This is a genomic window from Pseudomonas benzenivorans (assembly GCF_033547155.1).
Taxonomy (GTDB): Bacteria; Pseudomonadota; Gammaproteobacteria; order Pseudomonadales; family Pseudomonadaceae; genus Aquipseudomonas; species Aquipseudomonas benzenivorans_B.
Genome location: NZ_CP137892.1, coordinates 4067797 through 4085216, shown reverse-complemented (window position 1 = coordinate 4085216; position 17420 = coordinate 4067797). Strand labels below are relative to the sequence as shown.

Below are 17420 nucleotides of genomic sequence, written 5' to 3'. Positions count from 1 at the left end.
TATTGCGCAGTAACGGAGCGATCGCCGGGGCGCCGCGAGAGGTGTAGTCAGCGGCAGGCCGAAGGCGCTCGCGCACTTGCAGCGGCCCGCCATCCGCGTGTTGGCGGCCTCGCCACGTTCAACCCGCCCGGCGCCCGGTGTGCCGGGAATCCAGCGACGGAGGAGCACGAAGTGAGTCCCTGGCGCAGCAGCGTCAGGACGGGAAGTTTCTTCATTAGTTTGAAGAAGTGCGACACACGGATAATTACAACAATTAGCTCAGCTTCACGTGGGAGAACAACACGATGTCGACAGTGAAAGAGCAACCCGGACGTGCCCCTGGCACGACCGTATTCAAGGAGGAGCTGCTGTGTCAGGCAGGCCTCTTCAAGGGCATGCACAAGGGCATGACCATTGTCTCGGCAGTCATGGTCCTGGCCTTCGTCCTCTTCGCCGGGACCAACTCGGAACTGGCCGGCAGCCTGTTCGGGGCGACGCGCAACTGGATCGAAGGGATATTCGGCTGGTACTACCTGGTGGCCATGGTGTTCTTCATCCTGGTCTGTTGCGTGCTGGTCTTCACCCGTTACGGCGGCGTGCGCCTGGGCGATGACGACAGCCGCCCCGAGTTCAGCAACTTCGCCTGGTTCGCCATGCTGTTCTCCGCCGGTATCGGCATCGGCATCCTGTTCTTCGGCGTCGCCGAGCCGATCTTCTACCTGGATAACAGCGGCGCCTTCGGCTACCCGAACAACCCCTACGCCGACATGGCCGGCGCCACGGCCATCGACCATGCCCGCGCGGTGGACGCCCTGCGGGTGACCTACTTCCACTGGGGCTTCCATGGCTGGGCGGTGTACGCCATCGTCGGTATGGCCCTGGCCTACTTCGCCTACCGCAAGAAGCTGCCGCTGGCCCTGCGCTCGGCCCTGCATCCGTTCATCGGCGACCGCATCTACGGGCCGATCGGCCATGTGGTCGACCTGTTCGGCGTACTCGGCTGCGTGTTCGGCATCGCCACCTCCCTGGGCCTGGGCGTCAGCCAGATGGCCGTGGGCCTGGAGCGCCTGATCGGCGTGGACCCGGGCACCACCACCCAGCTGGTGCTGATCGCGCTGATCTCCATCGTCTCGATCCTGTCGGCGCTGTCCGGCGTGGGCCGCGGCATCAAGATCATCTCCGAGTGGAACATCGTCATCTCCGCGCTGGTGGTGGCCTTCTTCCTGTTCGGCGGGCCGACCACCTGGCTGCTGAGCATGTTCGGCGAATCGGTGGGCAGCTACCTAGGCAACTTCATGCAGATGGGCCTGTGGTTCCCCGAGGAAGAGGGGCCGGCGGCCTGGCAGAACGGCTGGACCGTGTTCTACTGGGGCTGGTGGCTGGCGTGGGCGCCGTTCGTGGGCCTGTTCATCGCGCGCATCTCCCGTGGCCGTACCCTGCGCGAGTTCGTCCTCGGCGTGCTGTTCGTACCGACCTTCATCATCTTCGTCTGGCTGGGCATCTTCGGCGGCGCGGCGCTGTACCAGGAGCTGAATGCCGCAGGCGGCGCCGGCAGCGGCGAACTGGTCCAGCTGGTCAATGCCTGGAACCTGCCGGCGGCCCTGTTCAGTGCGGCCGACGGTATCGCCGGTACCGGCGCCATGGGCTGGATTCTCTCGGCCATGCTGGTGTTCCTGCTGCTCAGCTGGTTCGTCACCTCCTCCGACTCCGGCACCCTGGTGCTGACCACCATCCTGTCGCTGGGCAACCAGGAGCCGCCGAAGTTGTTCCGCATCTTCTGGGGTTCGGTGATCGGCTGTGTCGCCGGGGTATTACTGGTCGCCGGCGGACTCAACGCGCTGCAGACGGCCAATATCGCCGCCGCCCTGCCGCTCAGCGTGGTGATACTGCTGATGACCTTCGGCGTGCTCAAGTCGCTGGTCATGGACTCGAGCGAAGTGCCTGAGGAGCCGGCCCTGGCCGGACAACCGGCGGATAACGTCTAACCCCTCGCAGCTGTACGCCGTATCGCACGGGCCGCCTCTGGGCGGCCCGTGTCGTTTCCGCGTTACGGCCGGGCGGCCGCGATGACTTCGTCCAGGGCATCGAGGGCGCTCGGACTCGCGGATAGCTTTAGTCGAGTACCCCGCGTAGCCCTGTGGGCACGGGGCGAGCAGGACGCGGACGAGTCGGGCCCTTACGGTCGCCGAGCAGGCGCGTTGGGGGGCAGTGTTCGGGGCTGGGCGATGGTCGTGGCAGTCAGGCGGGACACAAAGCACGAAGGGGAGCCGGAGCTCCCCTTCAAACTGATGCGTGCTTTGTTTTTGTTATTGAACGATTTGTTGTTTTTGTTAGCGTTCCAAGCCGTCTTGTCCGATCCCATATGGAATCAAGGGCAAACGTATTTTTTTGGGTACTGGCCGCGCCTTCGTCACTGGGTGATCCGACCAGAGCGGCGAGCTACCTCGAGGTAGTTTTATTCTTATCGCCTTGGTCGCGGGGCAGGCCCCGGAATGCACACGCTTTCCAAAAAAATCTGTTTGCGACTCTTCTGTCCTGTTGTTTTTGTTGTGGCAGAGTCGAGACGCTTTTTCTTTTTGCTTTATTGTTTTTGTGCGTGAAGAGAGAGCATAAGCCGTGCCAGAAAAATAAATATCATAAAAAACAATGACTTAGTGATTTGTCGCTGGCGGGCGCCGTACCTGGCAATGCCCGGTTCTGTTGCAGTCCTACCCGATTTTGTTACCGGACAGGGCGTGGGGTAACACCGAGGTGGCGGGCCAGGGCTGGCGGTATGCCAAAAAAAACCTCCGGGCCGAAGGCCAGGAGGTTTGGGAAATGCCCGTCAGGGCCTCAGTGTGCGATCTATCTCCGGCGGGCGACCAACCCGCCGGTCACGCGGTGTTACTCGGTGGCGACGCCTTTGAGGTAGGGCGCCGGCTCGGCGCCGAGGTTCTTCAGCATCTGACCGCTGTACCAGTCGATGAAGTTGACCACGCCGAATTCGTAGGTCTTGGAGTAGGGGCCCGGCTGGTAGGCGGTGGAGTTGATGCCGCGCTGGTTCTCTTCGCCCAGACGACGGTCCTGGTCGTTGGTGGCGTCCCAGACCTGGCGCAGGCGCTCGACGTCGTAGTCGACGCCTTCCACGGCATCCTTGTGCACCAGCCACTTGGTGATCACGATCGACTCCTGGGCGCTGACCGGCCACACGGTGAAGTTGATCAGGTGGTCGCCCATGCAGTGGTTCCAGGAGTGCGGCAGGTGCAGGATGCGCATGGAGCCCAGGTCCGGATCCTTGATGCGGCCCATCAGCTTGTTGCAGCCCGGCTTGCCGTCGATGGTCATGGACACGGTGCCCTTGAGCAGCGGCATGCGCACGATGCGGTTACGCAGGCCGAAACCGGCGTGGGCGTAAGGAATCTTTTCGGCTTCCCACCGGGCGGCGGACTCGGCCACGTGGTCCTTGAACGCCTGGTCGGCGCGCGGGTCGGTGGTGTCGTCCCACTCCAGCAGGGTGTTGAGCAGTTCCGGGTGCGAACCGTTGCAGTGGTAGCACTCGCGGTTGTTCTCCAGCACCAGCTTCCAGTTGGCCTTCTCGGACATCACGCTCTGCACCGCGACCTTGGCGTTCTCCATGTCGTAGGGCTCCATGTAGTGAGCCAGACCGGCGAGGAACTCGTCGATCGCCGGCGGGTTGTCCGCCAGGGAGATGAAGATGAAGCCGCCGGAGGTCTTGCAGTGCACCGGCTTGAGGCCGTACTGCTTCATGTCGAAGTCGGCGCCCATCTCGGTGCCGGCGAACAGCAGGCGGCCGTCGAGCTCGTAGGTCCACTGGTGGTAGGGGCAGACCAGCTTGGCTACCTTGCCCTTGTCGCTGGTGCACAGACGCGAGCCGCGGTGGCGGCAGACGTTGTGGAAGGCATGCACCACGCCTTCGGCGCCGCGAATGACGATGATCGGGTTGTCGCCGATCTGCAGGGTCAGGTAGTTGCCCTTGGCCGGAATCTCGCAGGTCATGCCGGCGATCAGCCATTCCTTGTGGAAGATCTCCTGCATGTCGATCTGGAACAGGCGTTCGTCGTTGTAGAACGGCTGCGGCAGCGAAAAGGTGCGCTCGCGGGTCTGCAGCATCTCGGCGGTGGCCTTGCGTGCGGGCTCCAGCGGATCGCCCAGGCTCAGAGTGGAAGTGACGTCCATCGGTAACTCCTCGGTGGCGGGGCACGCAGTGCGTCCACCGCATATAAAGTGGCTGTTTCGGTTGCTACGCAAGGCGGCGTGGCACCCCTCATCTGTCGCCTGCCGAATGGCGTTTTGCTACGTGCAAAACAGGGGGCGTGCGCTCTTTTCCATTTGCTTCGGCTGGAGCTGAGTTTGTCTGGGGGCGCTGAGCTAACCTTATCCATGGGCGACATGGCGGCATCCGTTTCCGACGCTGTAAACCGCGTGTTCTGCGGCAGGTCGCGATAAGTATGTGAATGTCGCTGACAGGTAAGTGGCGGGGTCGGGCGTTACGCACAATCCGCCCCATATTAGGCCGATGTCCGGCCGTGCGCGGAGAGACGTCCATGACGACGAACGACTTCCTCAATCCCGTTACCACCCAGACCTGGAGCAATGGCCGCCACCTGGTGCGTTGCGTCAAAGTAATCCAGGAAACCTGGGACGTGCGCACCTTCTGCTTCATGGCCGAACAGCCGGTGCTGTTCTTCTTCAAGCCCGGGCAGTTCGTGACCCTGGAGCTGGAGATCGACGGCCAGCCGATCATGCGCTCCTACACCATTTCCAGCTCGCCCTCGGTGCCCTACAGCTTCTCCATCACCATCAAGCGGGTGCCGGGCGGCAAGGTTTCGAACTGGCTGCACGACAACCTCAAGGAAGGCGACGAGTTGCCGGTGCACGGCCCGGTCGGCCTGTTCAACGCCATCGACTTCCCCGCCGAGAAGGTGTTATACCTCAGCGGCGGCGTCGGCATCACCCCGGTGATGTCCATGGCGCGCTGGTTCTACGACACCAACGCCAACGTCGACATGGTCTTCGTGCACAGCGCGCGCACGCCCAAGGACGTGATCTACCACCGCGAGCTGGAGCACATGGCCGCGCGGATCAGCAACTTCAGCCTGCACGTGATCTGCGAGAAGCATGGTCTGGGCGAGGCCTGGGCCGGCTACCGCGGCTATCTCAACCAGAAGATGCTGGAATTGATCGCCCCGGACTTCCAGGAGCGGGAAATCTTCTGCTGCGGGCCGACGCCGTACATGCACGCGGTCAAGCGCCTGCTCGAGGCCAACGGCTTCGACATGTCGCGCTACCACGAGGAATCCTTCGGTGCCACGCCGGCGGACGTGCGCGAGGAGGTCAAGGAGCTGGCCGCCGAGGCCGCCGAGGCCGAACCGGTGCCGCTGTCCGAGCAGCTCATGGTGGAGTTCAGCAGCACCGGCAAGAGCGTGCGCATCGAGCCGGGCGAGACCGTGCATGCCGCCGCCGCCAAGCTCGGCCTGCACATTCCCAAGGCTTGCGGCATGGGCATCTGCGGCACCTGCAAGGTGATGAAGACCGCTGGCGACGTGACCATGGAGCACAACGGCGGGATCACCGACGAGGACGTCGCCGAAGGCTACATCCTGTCCTGCTGCAGCGTGCCCCAGGGTGACGTGGTCATCGACTTCTAAGCCGGCTCCAGCCTGTCCCCCAGCATTGCCGGGACCTAGCGGTTCCGGCAATTGCCTCTATGCTTGATGCATGTCCTGCTCTCTGTGGCACCACCCTGGCGCCCTGACAGGGACATGATCGGTTCCCAGCAGCCCGCCTCATAGCGCGCCCCATGTGTTGGCCCGGTCGTACTCGACGTGGGTGGTCCCGGCTGGGATGCCACTGCCTGACCTGCGCCCCATCGGTCCTGATGCGGAGCCTTCAGCATGAAACTCTTCTACTCCCCGGGTGCCTGCTCGCTCGCCGTGCACATCGTGCTGCGCGAGATCGGCCAGGCCTTCAGCCTCGAACGGGTCGACCTGGCGACCCACAAGACCGAGCACGGCGACGACTACTATCGCCTCAACTCGAAGGGCTATGTGCCCTTGCTGGAGTTGGACGACGGTTCCTACCTGAGCGAAGGGCCGGTGATCAATCAATACCTGTGCGACCGTGCCGGGCGCGTCGACCTGATGCCGGCCGCCGGCAGCATGGCTCGCTATCGGGTCATGGAATGGCAGGGTTTCATCACCAGCGAGCTGCACAAGGGCTTCGGCGGCCTGTTCAACCCGGCCCTGGACGAGGCGGCCAAGGCGGCCATCGGGGAGACCCTGCGCCGGCGCCTGCAGTGGGTGTCGACCCAGTTGCAGGGGCGTTCATACCTGGCCGGCGATGCCTTCAGCGCGGCGGACGCCTATCTGTTCACCGTGGCCAGCTGGGCGGGCTACCTCGGTCTGGACATCAGTCACTGTCCCGAGCTGAATGGCTACCTGGTGCGCTTGGCCGCCCGTCCGGCCGTGCAGGCGGCACTCAAGGCCGAAGGGCTGGCCGCCTGAGGGCCGGTCGCCAGGGCATAGCTGCCCGCGCTATTTGCCGGGGCAATGTTTAACGCCAATCGGTATTTTGCCGCCCAGAGACTGATCTACCCTTGAGGGCAGTGATGGAACACACGCCGCAACACCCTCAAGGAGGATCGCATCATGCACTCGCTCGCCCATGCCATTCGCAGCAATGCCCGCTCCCTGGCCGAGGCCCAGGCCAGCTACAAGCAGAACGTGGTGGAGGTCAACACGCTGATGACCAGCGTGCTGACCTCCAGCCTGCCCACCCTCAACCAGAACCCGCCCGACTGGAACGAATTCATCTCGGCCTACGAGCAGGCCAATGGCGACGCCCTGAACTGGGTCAACAACGTCATGGCCCGGCTGCTCGACGTGCCCCAGGAAGTGCTCGGCTACAACGGCGTCATCACCCAGGTGCTGCAGGACGCCAAGGCCCAGGCGCAGACCCTGATCGAGCAACCCTCGAACCCCACGGCGCTGGCTACCCTCAACCAGGACCTCAATGCCCTGAGCAGTCAGCTGGCCCTGGTCACCAGCTTCATCGCCGGGGCCATCAGCGCGCTGCAGCAGAGCCGCGACAACCTGCCGGACATGGCCAGGCAGCTGCAGAGCATCGCCGACCGCTCGACCCAGGACGCCAATGCCGACCAGGCGCAGATCGACCAGCTCAACGCCGATATCGCCCAGCTCAAGGCCGACATCAAGAGCCTGACCGCCGCCATCGTCGCCCTCGGCATCGCCGATGGCGTGGCCATCACCCTGGGGGTCGCGGCCACCATCGCCCTGTGGCCGGTGGGGGCCGCGGTGTGGTTCGTGCTGGGCCCGGCGGTGGCGGTGGCCAGCACCTACATCGCCCTCGATGCCGAGAAGATCAAGGCCGACCAGGCGAGCATCCAGGCCAAGCTCGGGCAGATCACCGGTATCACCGCCGATGTCGCCACCCTGCATGTGTTGGCGGGCAACTTCGCCGATCTGGCCAGCCAGAGCGAGGCCATCGAGACCAGCCTGCAGGCTATCCTGGCCGAGTGGCAAACCCTGGAGAGCGACGTCAACGCCGCGATCACCGATATCCGCAGCGCCCTCGCCGATGCCGGCGGCAGCAACTTCGACGCGGTGCTCAACGACCTGAACCAGGCCATCGCCGAATGGAACGCCGCCTATGCCCAGGCCGGCTCGCTGCAGCTCGACCTGCAGGTCAACAACGCGCAGCTGGAGTACGGCATGAACGCGGCCCAGGTACAGGCGGTCCTGGCCAGCGGGCAGAACTTCGGCCTCATCGAGTACTACAACAATGTCCCGACCCAGGCCCGCAAGGTAGCCTGAGGCGCATGCCCAAGCCGCGCCTCCGGGCGCGGCTTTTCTTTGTCCGGTGCCGGTGCGCCCCTGGGCGGCTCGCCGAGCCTGGGCCGCTGCAGGCTGCTAAATTAGGGGCTGGCCCCCTGGTACGGCGTGCAACCGTCAGGAGTCTTCCGGAAGTCAGGCACCCGCTGTTCCCCGGTGCGAGGAGGAAGGGATGAAAACGTCCGTCTATATCGCCACCAGCCTCGATGGTTACATCGCCCGTTCCGATGGCGAGCTGGACTGGCTGCCGGCCAACGGCATCGCCGAGGATGGCGAGGATTACGGCTACCAGGCTTTCATGGACACGGTCGACATCCTGGTGATGGGACGCTGCACCTACGAGCAGGTGCTGACCTTCGACGACTGGCCCTATGGCGAGACCCCGGTGGTGGTGCTCAGCCGCCAGGCACTGCAGATTCCCGAGCACCTGGCCGGCCGCGTCGAGGTCATGGCCTGTCCCCCGGTGGAGCTGGTCGAGCGTCTGGCCGAGCGGGGGGCCAAGCACCTCTATATCGATGGCGGACAGACCATCCAGGGCTTTCTGCGGGCCGGCCTGATCCAGCAGCTGATCATCACCCGGGTGCCGATCCTGATCGGTGCGGGGGTCGCGCTGTTCGGCTCCCTGGAGCAGGACATCCGCTGGCGCCATCTCGGCACCCGCACCTTCGCCAACGGCCTGGTGCAGAGCCGCTACCGGCGCCTGGGCTGAGGGACGCCGCCGCGACTCGTCGCAGCGCCGGCGTTCTGGGACAATCGCCGGCAGCGGCAGTCCCGGCCCGCCACCGGGACTCAATCGGCACAGGCGCAAGGGACGGCACGACATGCAGCATTTCGAGAAATTCGACGAGGAACTGGCTCACGGCCTGGTATTCAGCCTGCGCCTGCTGCGTTTCTTCCTCTATGCCAGCGGGGTGTTGCTGGTGGCGCTGTTGCCCGGGGTCCTGGGCTTCCACCTGGTCGCCGGTCTGCCCCTGACCGAGGCCGGCCTCAATGCCCTGTCGATCCTCGGCGGCCTGGGGCCGGTCAGCGCTGGCGACGCTCCGGCGCTGGCCTGGTTCGCGGCCTGCTACGGGCTGTTCGCCGACACCCTGTTCCTGGTGGCCGTGGGTATCCTGCTCAGTCCGCTGTTGCATCGGATGCTGCACCGTTGGCACCTGGCCCGTTAAGCCTGCCAGGGCCTCTCCATCACCCCCGTGAGGCCGTTGCGGAGCGAACGAAAAACGTACAGCGCAGGCCGGCCCGCGGTGGCACTGGGCCGCGCCGCCCTGGGCACAGCTTATCCACAGCAAGGCCCACAGAATCTGTGCTTAAGCCTATGGCTAGCTGATTGAAATCGTTCAGAAATTGTCCGATTGGCGGGAGCCCTCGGTGGCACTGCGCTGGACGCTTGTCCACACAGCTTATCCACAGCCTCGTCCACCAGATTTCTGGATAGCTGGGCGGTCGAGGCGAGTCGACCGCCAAGGTTCAGTCGTCTTCCTGATCCGTCGCCTTGTGGCTGGCCGCCAGGCGCTGCTGCACGTCCTGTGGCACCGGGCTGTAGTGGCTCAGCTCCAGGCTGTAGGCGCCTTGCCCGGCGGTGATCGACTTGAGCCGGCCGCCGTAGCCGTCCAGCTCGGCCAGCGGCACCTGGCCGCGAACCAGCGCCAGGCCTTGGGCCTGGGCTTCGCTACCGAGCACCTGACCGCGGCGCCCGACCAGGTCGGTGGTGATGTCGCCGAGCTTGCTCTCCGGGGTGGTGATCTCGATGTTGGCGATGGGCTCCAGGGCGATGCAACGGGCTGCGCGCAGGGCGTCGAGCATGGCCTTGCGCCCGGCGGCCTGGAAGGCGATGTCCTTGGAGTCGACGGCGTGGCTCTTGCCGTCGTAGACCGTGACCTTGAGGTCCTCGACCGGGTAGCCGGCCAGCGGTCCGGCCTCCAGCACCGAGCGCACGCCTTTCTCCACCGAGGGAATGAACTGCGCGGGAATCACCCCGCCCTTGACCGTGTCGACGAACTCGAAGCCGGCGCCCCGGGGCAGGGGTTCGACGCGCAGGAACACCTCGCCGAACTGGCCGGCGCCGCCGGTCTGCTTCTTGTGCCGGCAATGGCCCTCGGCCGCGCGGGTGATGGTTTCGCGGTAGGGCACCCGGGGCGGCTGGGTCTGCACCTCGAGCTTGTAGGTGCTGGTCAGGCGGTCGAGCAGGTAACGCAGGTGCAGCTCACCCATGCCGCGCAGCACGGTTTCCTGGGTGCTGGGGTGGTAGTCGAGTCTGACGCAGGGGTCTTCGGCGAGCAGGCGGTGCAGCACCTCGGCGATGCGCTGTTCGTCGCCACGGCGCTTGGCCTCGATGGCCAGCCCCTGCATGGGCGCGGGGAAGGCCAGGGGCTTGAGGCGGATGCTGTCCTCGTCGTGGGAGTCGTGCAGCACGGCATCGAACTCCAGCTCCTCGACCTTGCTCACCGCGCCGAAGTCGCCGGGTATCAGTTGCACCACTTCCTCGTAGCGCTTGCCCTGCAGGCGCAGCAGATGGCCGACCTTGAAGGCTTTCTTGGCCTCGCCGATGAACAGCTGCATGTCGCGCTGCAGCGTGCCCTGGTGCACGCGGAAGATGCCGAGCTTGCCGACGAAGGGGTCCATCACCACCTTGAACACATGGGCCAGCACATGGCGCTGCGGCTCCGGCCGCGAGCGGAAGGGCTTGGCCGCCTCGCCAGCGCCCTTGAGGAACAGCGGCGGGTTGCCCTCGGCGGGGTTGGGCGCCAGGCGCACGAGGATGTCCAGCAGCTCGCCGACCCCGGCGCCGCTGCGCGCCGAGACGAAGCACAGGGGGATCAGGTGGCCCTCGCGCAGGGCCTGTTCGAAGGGCGCGTGCAGTTCCGTCGGCGCGATCTCGCCCTGCTCCAGGTAGCGCGCCATCAGCGCCTCGTCGACCTCCACCACCTGGTCGACCAGGGCCTGGTGCACCTCGGCCACCGAGGAGAAGTCGGCCGCGCCCTCCGGGTTGAAGAAGCAGTCGACTACCCGGCTGGCGCCGTCGGCCGGCAGGTTGAGCGGCAGCACCTCCTTGCCGAAGGCTTCGCGCAGTTCCTCGAGCAGCCCGGGCAGGTCGACCCGCTCGGCGTCGATCTTGTTCACCACCAGCATCCGGCACAGGCCGCGCTCGCCGGCCAGGTCCATCATCCGCCGGGTGCTCAGCTCGATGCCGCTCTGGGCATTGACCACCACCAGGGCGGTTTCCACCGCGGCCAGGGCGGCGATGGCCTGGCCGATGAAGTCGGGGTAGCCGGGGGTGTCGATCAGGTTGATCTCGGTGCCGTCATGGTTGCAGTGGGCCAGCGCCGAGGCCAGGGAGTGGCGGTATTCGCGCTCCAGGGGGTCGAAGTCGCAGACCGTGTCGCCGCGCTCCAGGGTGCCCTGATTGGCGATGGCGCCGCTGCGCTGCAGCAGCGCCTCGACCAGGCTGGTCTTGCCGCTGTCGGCCTGGCCGACCAGGGCAACAGTGCGAATGGCGTCGACCGTATAGTTGGCCATGGCAGCCTCCCAATCCCGAGTGTCCTGAGTATAGGCAGGGCGACCGGGGCCGGGACGGGGAAAGGGGGGATCGCTCCCCGCCTCGGTGAGGCGAGGAGCGTTCGAGCCGGCCTCAGGGCTGGGTGACCCGCGCCACGTAGTGGGCCACGGCCTCGATCTGCTCGGCGCTGAGCGAGGCGGCGAAGGCCGGCATCACCCCGACACCGCCGCGCACCGCGGCCATCACCCGCTCGGCACTGGGTTTGAGCTGGTCCAGATCGGGGCCTATGGCGCCGGCGGCAGCGGCGTCCTGCAGGCTGTGACACAGCGAGCAGGACGGTTGCGCCTGTTCGGTGAACACCTGGCGGCCCAGGGTGAAGCGGGCGTCATCCGTGTCCGCCTCGCCCGCCTGCGCCGGACCGAGCGCGCCGCCCAGGGCCAGGCTCAGGAGCAGTCCCACCGCCTCAGACAATCGCAATCTCGACACCATGATCCCTCCAACCGTTGTGGCCGTAGCCGCGTTCATTCACCAGTTCATCCTCGGGCTGGACGTTGCCCTCGACGTCGGTGGCCCGGCTCATGAGGCTGTAATTGCCCGGCTTGAGCTCGACGATCAGCACGAAGGGGCGCCAGGCGTAGGGACCCAGGTTCGGGCCGACGAAGGGCGCGGCCTGCCAGCTCTTGCCGCCATCGAGCGACACCTCGACGCCCTGCACCGCCTTGGCGCCGCCGAAGGCCACCCCCTGAATCGCGACGCGTCCGGCCTTGGCCTTTGCGAGCGGCTGGGTGATCCAGGACTTGACGTTCATCTCCCACATCGACGGCTGATCCGGCGCGCCGCCCTGGCCGACCGGGCGGATGCGGTAGCCGGAGGCCTGGATCTTGGCGTCGGTCTGCTCGGCGGTGAAGGCCACCTGCTTGACGTACTTGACGTTGTTCACCCCGTAGTAGCCCGGCACCACCAGGCGCAGCGGGCCGCCATGGGCCAGGGGCAGGGGCTCGCCGTTCAGCTCCCAGGCGAGCAGGGCCTGTTCCAGCGCACGCACCGGCACCGAGCGCTCGACCACCAGGCTCTTCGGGTCGAGGCCGGCCGGCAGCTCCTCGCCGCCGGTGCTGGTGATATAGGGGCGACCGTCGAGCGCGCCGCCCAGGGCCTCGACCACGGCCTTCAGCGGTACGCCGCTCCACAGCACGCAGCCGGCGGCGCCGGTCTGCCACTGGGTGCCGCTGGTCTCGTGATCGAAGAAGGCGCGGCCGTTGCCCGAGCACTGCAGCACGCTGGCCACAGTCGTGACGCCGAGGGTCTTGAGCTCGCCGAGGGTCAGGCTGCGCGGGTTCTTCACGCCGTCGAAGGCGACCGTCCAGGCATCGCGGTCGGCGACTATGGCAGAGGGCGGCGCCGGCAGGTTGTTGCGGATGAACAGTTGCTCGTTGGAGGTCACTATGCTGGTGCCGATGGCGTCGCGTCGGGTCTCCAGGGTCTGGGCGCTGTGCACCACCAGCGCCTCCGGGGTCTTCCAGTTGACGTAATCCGGCAGTGGCGTTTCCGCGGCCAGGGCCAGCGGGGCTAGGCCGAGCAGGCCGGTCGAGGCCAGCGTCGCGGCGCTGCCCAGCAGCACCTGGCGGCGGCGCGGATCGAAAGTGTCGTTCATCTGCGTTCTCCCTTGTTCGGGCGAGTGGCAAGTCGCGCGGTCCAGGAGGGCTCCTGGCTCCGGCGAACCCCGGGTCCAGTGGCGCGTCAGCCCCGACAGGAGGTGACGCACCCTGGCCACTATCCAGGCGCGCGGCGCCGTTTGGATAGAGCCAGCATAGCCCTAGGTGTTGCACCAGGACGGTCGTGTGCCGCAGGCCTGGTCTCTGGCGGCGCTTCGTGGGGGAACGGCTGGGGTTGTTCGAAAAACGAGCGGAATGCGCCAGGCCGCGGGTGGCCAGGGCTGCAGCCCTGTCTGTACAGCGTCTCGACAGGTTGTCCACAGAAGCATCCACGGCCTCTGTGGGTAAGGCGTCCTGGCGCCGGCCGGGCATGGCGCAAGCCGCCGCCCCTGGGGCCGGGCCGAACGCCTCGAGACGGGCTGGGCAATCCCTGATCAGTCGGCCGCAGGCACCGCGGGTGGCGGCCCGTGGCGAGGCACGCACAACTTATGCACAGGGCGGTGCACAGTTTCTGTGCTTAAGTCACGATCCAAGTTTCTGATTTTGCTGAAAAAATGATCGATTCCCGGCAGCCCGCGACGGTGCTGGGCCGGGCGCTTCGCTATACAGTCTGCCCACAGCTTCATCCACAGCCGTTGTGGACAAAAGGGAGCGGCCTGTTCGGCGGACGCGTGGCGCAAGCCGGTGGCGGTTCGACCCGGTGCCGCTGGTCGGAAAATGTACAGGCTTCCGCAGGCCTTGCCAGCCGCGGCTCGCGCTCATCTATCCACAGCTTGTCTACCCAGCCCTGCACAGTATCTGTGCGTAAGCCATTGGCTAAGTAGCTGAAATCGCTCATGAAATGATCGATGTGCGGAGGCGCGCGGCGGGCCTGCCCTGCAGGCTTCGCCATACAGCTTATCCACAGCTTGATCCACCGCCGCCGTGGGTAACTGGCGTGCGCGCCGTCCGTTACCCGCAGCGGGCGGTGGCGGGGCTCAGGCCGGGGTCATGGCGGCGCGGATATCCGCAGCCAGTTGCCTGACCCGCTGTTCGTCGGTGTCCCAGGAACACATGAAGCGTGCGCCGCCGGCGCCGATGAAGGTGTAGAAGCGCCAGCCCCTGGCGCGCAGGATCTCCAGGGCGCGCTCGGCCATCTGCAGGAACACCCCGTTGGCCTCCACCGGGAACATCAGGCTGACCCCCGGCACGTCCTCGACCAGTTCGGCCAGCAACTGTGCGCAGCGGTTGGCGTGGCCGGCGTAGCGCAGCCAGGCGTCGTTCTGCAGCAGGCCGACCCAGGGCGCCGACAGGTAGCGCATCTTCGAGGCCAGCTGGCCGGCCTGCTTGCAGCGGTAGTCGAAGTCCTCGGCCAGCTCCTTGTTGAAGAACAGGATGGCCTCGCCCACCGCCATGCCGTTCTTGGTGCCGCCGAAGCACAGCACGTCGACCCCGGCCTGCCAGGTCAGTTCGGCCGGCGAGCAGCCGAGGAAGGCGCAGGCGTTGGCGAAGCGCGCGCCGTCCATGTGCAGCTTCAGGCCCAGCTCGCGGCAGGTGGCGCTGATCGCGCGGATCTCCTCGGGGCGATAGGCGGTGCCGACCTCGGTGGCCTGGGTCAGGCTGACCACCCGCGGCTTGGGGTAGTGGATGTCCTGGCGCTTGAGGGCGATCTCGCGAATGGCGGCGGGGGTCAGCTTGCCGTTCTCGGTCTTGGCCAGCAGCAGCTTGGAGCCGTTAGAGAAGAACTCCGGGGCGCCGCACTCGTCGGTCTCGACGTGGGCGGTCTCCGAGCAGATCACGCTGTGGTAGCTCTGGCACAGGGCCGCCAGGGCCAGGGAGTTGGCCGCGGTGCCGTTGAAGGCGAAGAACACCTCGCAGTCGGTTTCGAACAGGCGGCGGAAGTGGTCGGCGGCGCGGACGGTCCACTGGTCGTCGCCATAGGCGCGGTCGTGGCCGTGGTTGGCCTCGGCCATGGCGGCCCAGGCTTCCGGACAGATGCCGGAGTAGTTGTCGCTGGCGAATTGCTGGGACGAATCGGGCATTGCAAGTTCCTTCTTATCGAGGCGCCGGAGGGGGCCGGCGTATGTCGCTACTCTACCTCCGGCTGGCGCCGAAGCGGCAGCCGCCGATGGGGTGTCGTGGTGAACGCTCGGCGGCATGTCCGGCGGGCCTGGGCTAAGGTCGTCCCAGGCCCGCCGCGCGACCCGCTTGCCCATGCCGATGCCGTCCTCTTCCCCGCGGGATACCGCCCTCGACCTGCTCAAGTGGCTGGCGCTGCTGAGCATGCTGCTCGATCACCTGCGCTACGTCTGGCCGCAGCTGTACTGGTTGTATGTGCCCGGGCGTCTGGCCTTCCCGCTGTTCTGCCTGGCCATCGCCGTCAACCTGCGCCGGCTGGCGCCCGGTCAGCCGCTGCCGCTGCGCTATCTCGGCCTGCTGCTGGGCTTCGCCCTGCTGTCCGAATGGCCCTACCGGCTGCTGGTGCCGGCGCCGCAGACCCTGAACATCCTGCCGACCCTGGCGCTGGGGCTGCTGCTCGCCCATGCCCTGGAGCGGCCGCGCGGCCCGCGCTGGCCCGGCCTGGGCGTGCTGTTGCTGGCACTGCTGGCCCACCCCTGGCTGATGTTCGGCGCCGCCGGAGTCCTGCTGCCGGCGGCGTTCGTCCAGGCGCTGCGCCGGCCCCGGCATGCCTGGCCGTGGCCGCCGTTGCTGTGCCTGCTGGCCAACTACTGGCCGCCGCTGTATGGCGATGCGTGGCGCGGCGACGTTTTCGCCCTGGCGGTCGTCGCGGCCTGCGCCCTGGCACCGTTGGTCGGAATCTGCCTGCTGCGTCGGCCTCTGGGGTTCGCGGTGGCGCCGGTGCGACGCTGGGCCTATGGTTTCTATCCGGGCCATTTCCTGGCCTTGGCGATGCTGCGCGAATACCTGCGCTAGAGCCTGCGACGGGCTGTCGCAGGGGGCGGCCGGGAACGCCTCTGGGACGGCGCATGCGCATGACCGACAGGGGCATGTCGCAAACGCAATCCCCTGTGGCGTACATAGGCATCTTAAGGTTTGGGGTGAGTCATACCATCGGCTCCACAAGGGGTCCCCCTTCCCGTTTCCACACCGATGCGCTACAGCGTGGCGCCGCAGGAGATCAGCGATGTTCAGCAAACAAGACCAAATCCAGGGCTACGACGACGAACTGCTGGCGGCGATGAACGCCGAAGAAGCGCGTCAGGAGCATCACATCGAGCTGATCGCCTCGGAAAACTACACCAGCAAGCGCGTCATGCAGGCCCAGGGCAGCGGCCTGACCAACAAGTACGCCGAAGGCTACCCGGGCAAGCGCTACTACGGCGGCTGCGAGCACGTCGACGTGGTCGAGCAGCTGGCCATCGACCGCGCCAAGCAGCTGTTCGGCGCCGACTTCGCCAACGTCCAGCCGCACTCCGGCTCCTCGGCCAACAGCGCCGTCTACCTGGCCCTGCTCAACGCCGGCGACACCATCCTGGGCATGAGCCTGGCCCACGGCGGCCACCTGACCCACGGTTCCAAGGTCAGCTCCTCCGGCAAGCTGTACAACGCCGTGCAGTATGGTCTGGACACCGCCACCGGCCTGATCGACTACGACGAAGTCGAGCGCCTGGCCGTCGAGCACAAGCCGAAGATGATCGTCGCCGGCTTCAGCGCCTACTCCAAGACCCTGGACTTCCCGCGCTTCCGCGCCATCGCCGACAAGGTCGGTGCGCTGCTGTTCGTCGACATGGCCCACGTCGCCGGCCTGGTCGCCGCCGGCCTGTACCCGAACCCGATTCCGTTCGCCGACGTGGTCACCACCACCACCCACAAGACCCTGCGCGGTCCGCGTGGCGGCCTGATCCTGGCCAAGGCCAACCCGGAGATCGAGAAGAAGCTCAACGCCGCGGTGTTCCCCGGCGCCCAGGGCGGCCCGCTGATGCACGTGATCGCCGCCAAGGCGGTGTGCTTCAAGGAGGCCCTGGAGCCTGAGTTCAAGGAGTACCAGGCCCAGGTGATCAAGAACGCCCAGGCCATGGCCAAGGTGTTCGTCGAGCGCGGCTATGACGTGGTCTCCGGCGGCACCGACAACCACCTGTTCCTGGTCAGCCTGATCAAGCAGGGCATCACCGGCAAGGACGCCGACGCCGCCCTGGGTCGCGTCGGTATCACCGTCAACAAGAACTCCGTGCCGAACGACCCGCAGTCGCCGTTCGTCACCTCGGGCCTGCGCATCGGCACCCCGGCGGTCACCACCCGCGGCTTCAAGGAAACCCAGTGCGTCGACCTGGCCGGCTGGATCTGCGATGTCCTCGACCACCTCGGCGATGCCGACGTCGAGGCCCAGGTGGCTAAGCTGGCTGCTGGGCTGTGCGCGGACTACCCGGTCTATCGTTGAGTTTTTCCTTTCCCGGCGGGCGCCGAGTCCGCCGGGTGGATGAGGGAGGCGGCGGGCAGTAGCCA

The 17420-nt window shown here is 66.5% G+C and carries 13 protein-coding genes; 8 read left to right on the top strand and 5 right to left on the bottom strand.

The features are described from left to right. Positions 1-284 precede the first annotated feature (284 nt). Positions 285-1964, top strand: a complete 1680-nt coding sequence (locus SBP02_RS18920; protein WP_318643943.1) for a BCCT family transporter — start codon at positions 285-287, stop codon at positions 1962-1964. A gap of 898 nt (positions 1965-2862) precedes the next feature. On the opposite strand, the gene gbcA is transcribed toward SBP02_RS18920, so the two are convergent. Then, positions 2863-4155: a glycine-betaine demethylase subunit GbcA gene (gene gbcA, locus SBP02_RS18915; protein WP_318643942.1), complete on the bottom strand. Its 1293-nt coding sequence runs from the start codon at positions 4153-4155 to the stop codon at positions 2863-2865. Positions 4156-4523: 368 nt separating this feature from the next. Between gbcA and gbcB the strand changes: the two genes are divergently transcribed. The 5 genes from gbcB (at position 4524) to SBP02_RS18890 (ending at position 8995) form a co-directional block, all read left to right on the top strand. Beyond that, positions 4524-5627 (top strand): glycine-betaine demethylase subunit GbcB, encoded by a 1104-nt coding sequence (gene gbcB, locus SBP02_RS18910; RefSeq protein ID WP_318643941.1) that lies wholly within the window; start codon positions 4524-4526, stop codon positions 5625-5627. 246 nt (positions 5628-5873) lie between these two features. Beyond that, positions 5874-6482 (top strand): glutathione transferase GstA, encoded by a 609-nt coding sequence (gene gstA, locus SBP02_RS18905; RefSeq protein WP_318643940.1) that lies wholly within the window; start codon positions 5874-5876, stop codon positions 6480-6482. 144 nt (positions 6483-6626) lie between these two features. Beyond that, the gene (locus SBP02_RS18900) at positions 6627-7811 is read left to right on the top strand and encodes a hypothetical protein (protein WP_318643939.1); all 1185 of its coding nucleotides are present in this window, start codon (positions 6627-6629) and stop codon (positions 7809-7811) included. 190 nt (positions 7812-8001) lie between these two features. Next, positions 8002-8538: a dihydrofolate reductase family protein gene (locus tag SBP02_RS18895; RefSeq protein ID WP_318643938.1), complete on the top strand. Its 537-nt coding sequence runs from the start codon at positions 8002-8004 to the stop codon at positions 8536-8538. Between the two features lie 112 nt (positions 8539-8650). Further along, complete coding sequence (locus SBP02_RS18890) at positions 8651-8995, top strand: hypothetical protein (RefSeq protein WP_318643936.1); 345 nt, start codon at positions 8651-8653, stop codon at positions 8993-8995. Between the two features lie 301 nt (positions 8996-9296). Here SBP02_RS18890 and fusA read toward each other — a convergent pair whose 3' ends face one another. From fusA to SBP02_RS18870, 4 genes are all read right to left on the bottom strand, one after another. Further along, positions 9297-11345 carry an elongation factor G gene (fusA, locus tag SBP02_RS18885; RefSeq protein ID WP_318643935.1) on the bottom strand — a complete coding sequence of 683 codons (2049 nt, stop codon included), beginning with the start codon at positions 11343-11345 and terminating at the stop codon, positions 9297-9299. Between the two features lie 112 nt (positions 11346-11457). Further along, positions 11458-11802: a SorU family sulfite dehydrogenase c-type cytochrome subunit gene (gene sorU / locus SBP02_RS18880; RefSeq protein WP_318643934.1), complete on the bottom strand. Its 345-nt coding sequence runs from the start codon at positions 11800-11802 to the stop codon at positions 11458-11460. Continuing rightward, the gene (gene sorT / locus SBP02_RS18875; protein WP_318643933.1) at positions 11789-12976 is read right to left on the bottom strand and encodes a SorT family sulfite dehydrogenase catalytic subunit; all 1188 of its coding nucleotides are present in this window, start codon (positions 12974-12976) and stop codon (positions 11789-11791) included. Before sorT ends, sorU begins: the two co-directional genes overlap by 14 nt. A 978-nt stretch (positions 12977-13954) precedes the next feature. Further along, positions 13955-14998, bottom strand: a complete 1044-nt coding sequence (locus tag SBP02_RS18870; RefSeq protein ID WP_318643932.1) for a threonine aldolase family protein — start codon at positions 14996-14998, stop codon at positions 13955-13957. Positions 14999-15176: 178 nt separating this feature from the next. Here SBP02_RS18870 and SBP02_RS18865 point away from each other — a divergent pair, with 178 nt between their 5' ends. Both SBP02_RS18865 and glyA read left to right on the top strand, forming a co-directional pair. After that, complete coding sequence (locus SBP02_RS18865) at positions 15177-15890, top strand: TraX family protein (RefSeq protein ID WP_318643931.1); 714 nt, start codon at positions 15177-15179, stop codon at positions 15888-15890. 211 nt (positions 15891-16101) lie between these two features. Then, positions 16102-17355 carry a serine hydroxymethyltransferase gene (gene glyA, locus SBP02_RS18860; RefSeq protein ID WP_318643930.1) on the top strand — a complete coding sequence of 418 codons (1254 nt, stop codon included), beginning with the start codon at positions 16102-16104 and terminating at the stop codon, positions 17353-17355. Positions 17356-17420 lie beyond the last annotated feature (65 nt).

Bases quoted from the DNA above. Each gene is read 5' to 3' on its own strand.
- gbcB (WP_318643941.1), top strand. From the start codon at position 4,524: ATGACGACGAACGACTTCCTCAATCCCGTTACCACCCAGACCTGGAGC.
- glyA (WP_318643930.1), top strand. From the start codon at position 16,102: ATGTTCAGCAAACAAGACCAAATCCAGGGCTACGACGACGAACTGCTG.
- SBP02_RS18865 (WP_318643931.1), top strand. From the start codon at position 15,177: ATGCCGTCCTCTTCCCCGCGGGATACCGCCCTCGACCTGCTCAAGTGG.
- gbcA (WP_318643942.1), bottom strand. From the start codon at position 4,155: ATGGACGTCACTTCCACTCTGAGCCTGGGCGATCCGCTGGAGCCCGCA.
- gstA (WP_318643940.1), top strand. From the start codon at position 5,874: ATGAAACTCTTCTACTCCCCGGGTGCCTGCTCGCTCGCCGTGCACATC.
- SBP02_RS18900 (WP_318643939.1), top strand. From the start codon at position 6,627: ATGCACTCGCTCGCCCATGCCATTCGCAGCAATGCCCGCTCCCTGGCC.
- SBP02_RS18920 (WP_318643943.1), top strand. From the start codon at position 285: ATGTCGACAGTGAAAGAGCAACCCGGACGTGCCCCTGGCACGACCGTA.
- fusA (WP_318643935.1), bottom strand. From the start codon at position 11,345: ATGGCCAACTATACGGTCGACGCCATTCGCACTGTTGCCCTGGTCGGC.
- SBP02_RS18890 (WP_318643936.1), top strand. From the start codon at position 8,651: ATGCAGCATTTCGAGAAATTCGACGAGGAACTGGCTCACGGCCTGGTA.
- SBP02_RS18895 (WP_318643938.1), top strand. From the start codon at position 8,002: ATGAAAACGTCCGTCTATATCGCCACCAGCCTCGATGGTTACATCGCC.
- SBP02_RS18870 (WP_318643932.1), bottom strand. From the start codon at position 14,998: ATGCCCGATTCGTCCCAGCAATTCGCCAGCGACAACTACTCCGGCATC.
- sorT (WP_318643933.1), bottom strand. From the start codon at position 12,976: ATGAACGACACTTTCGATCCGCGCCGCCGCCAGGTGCTGCTGGGCAGC.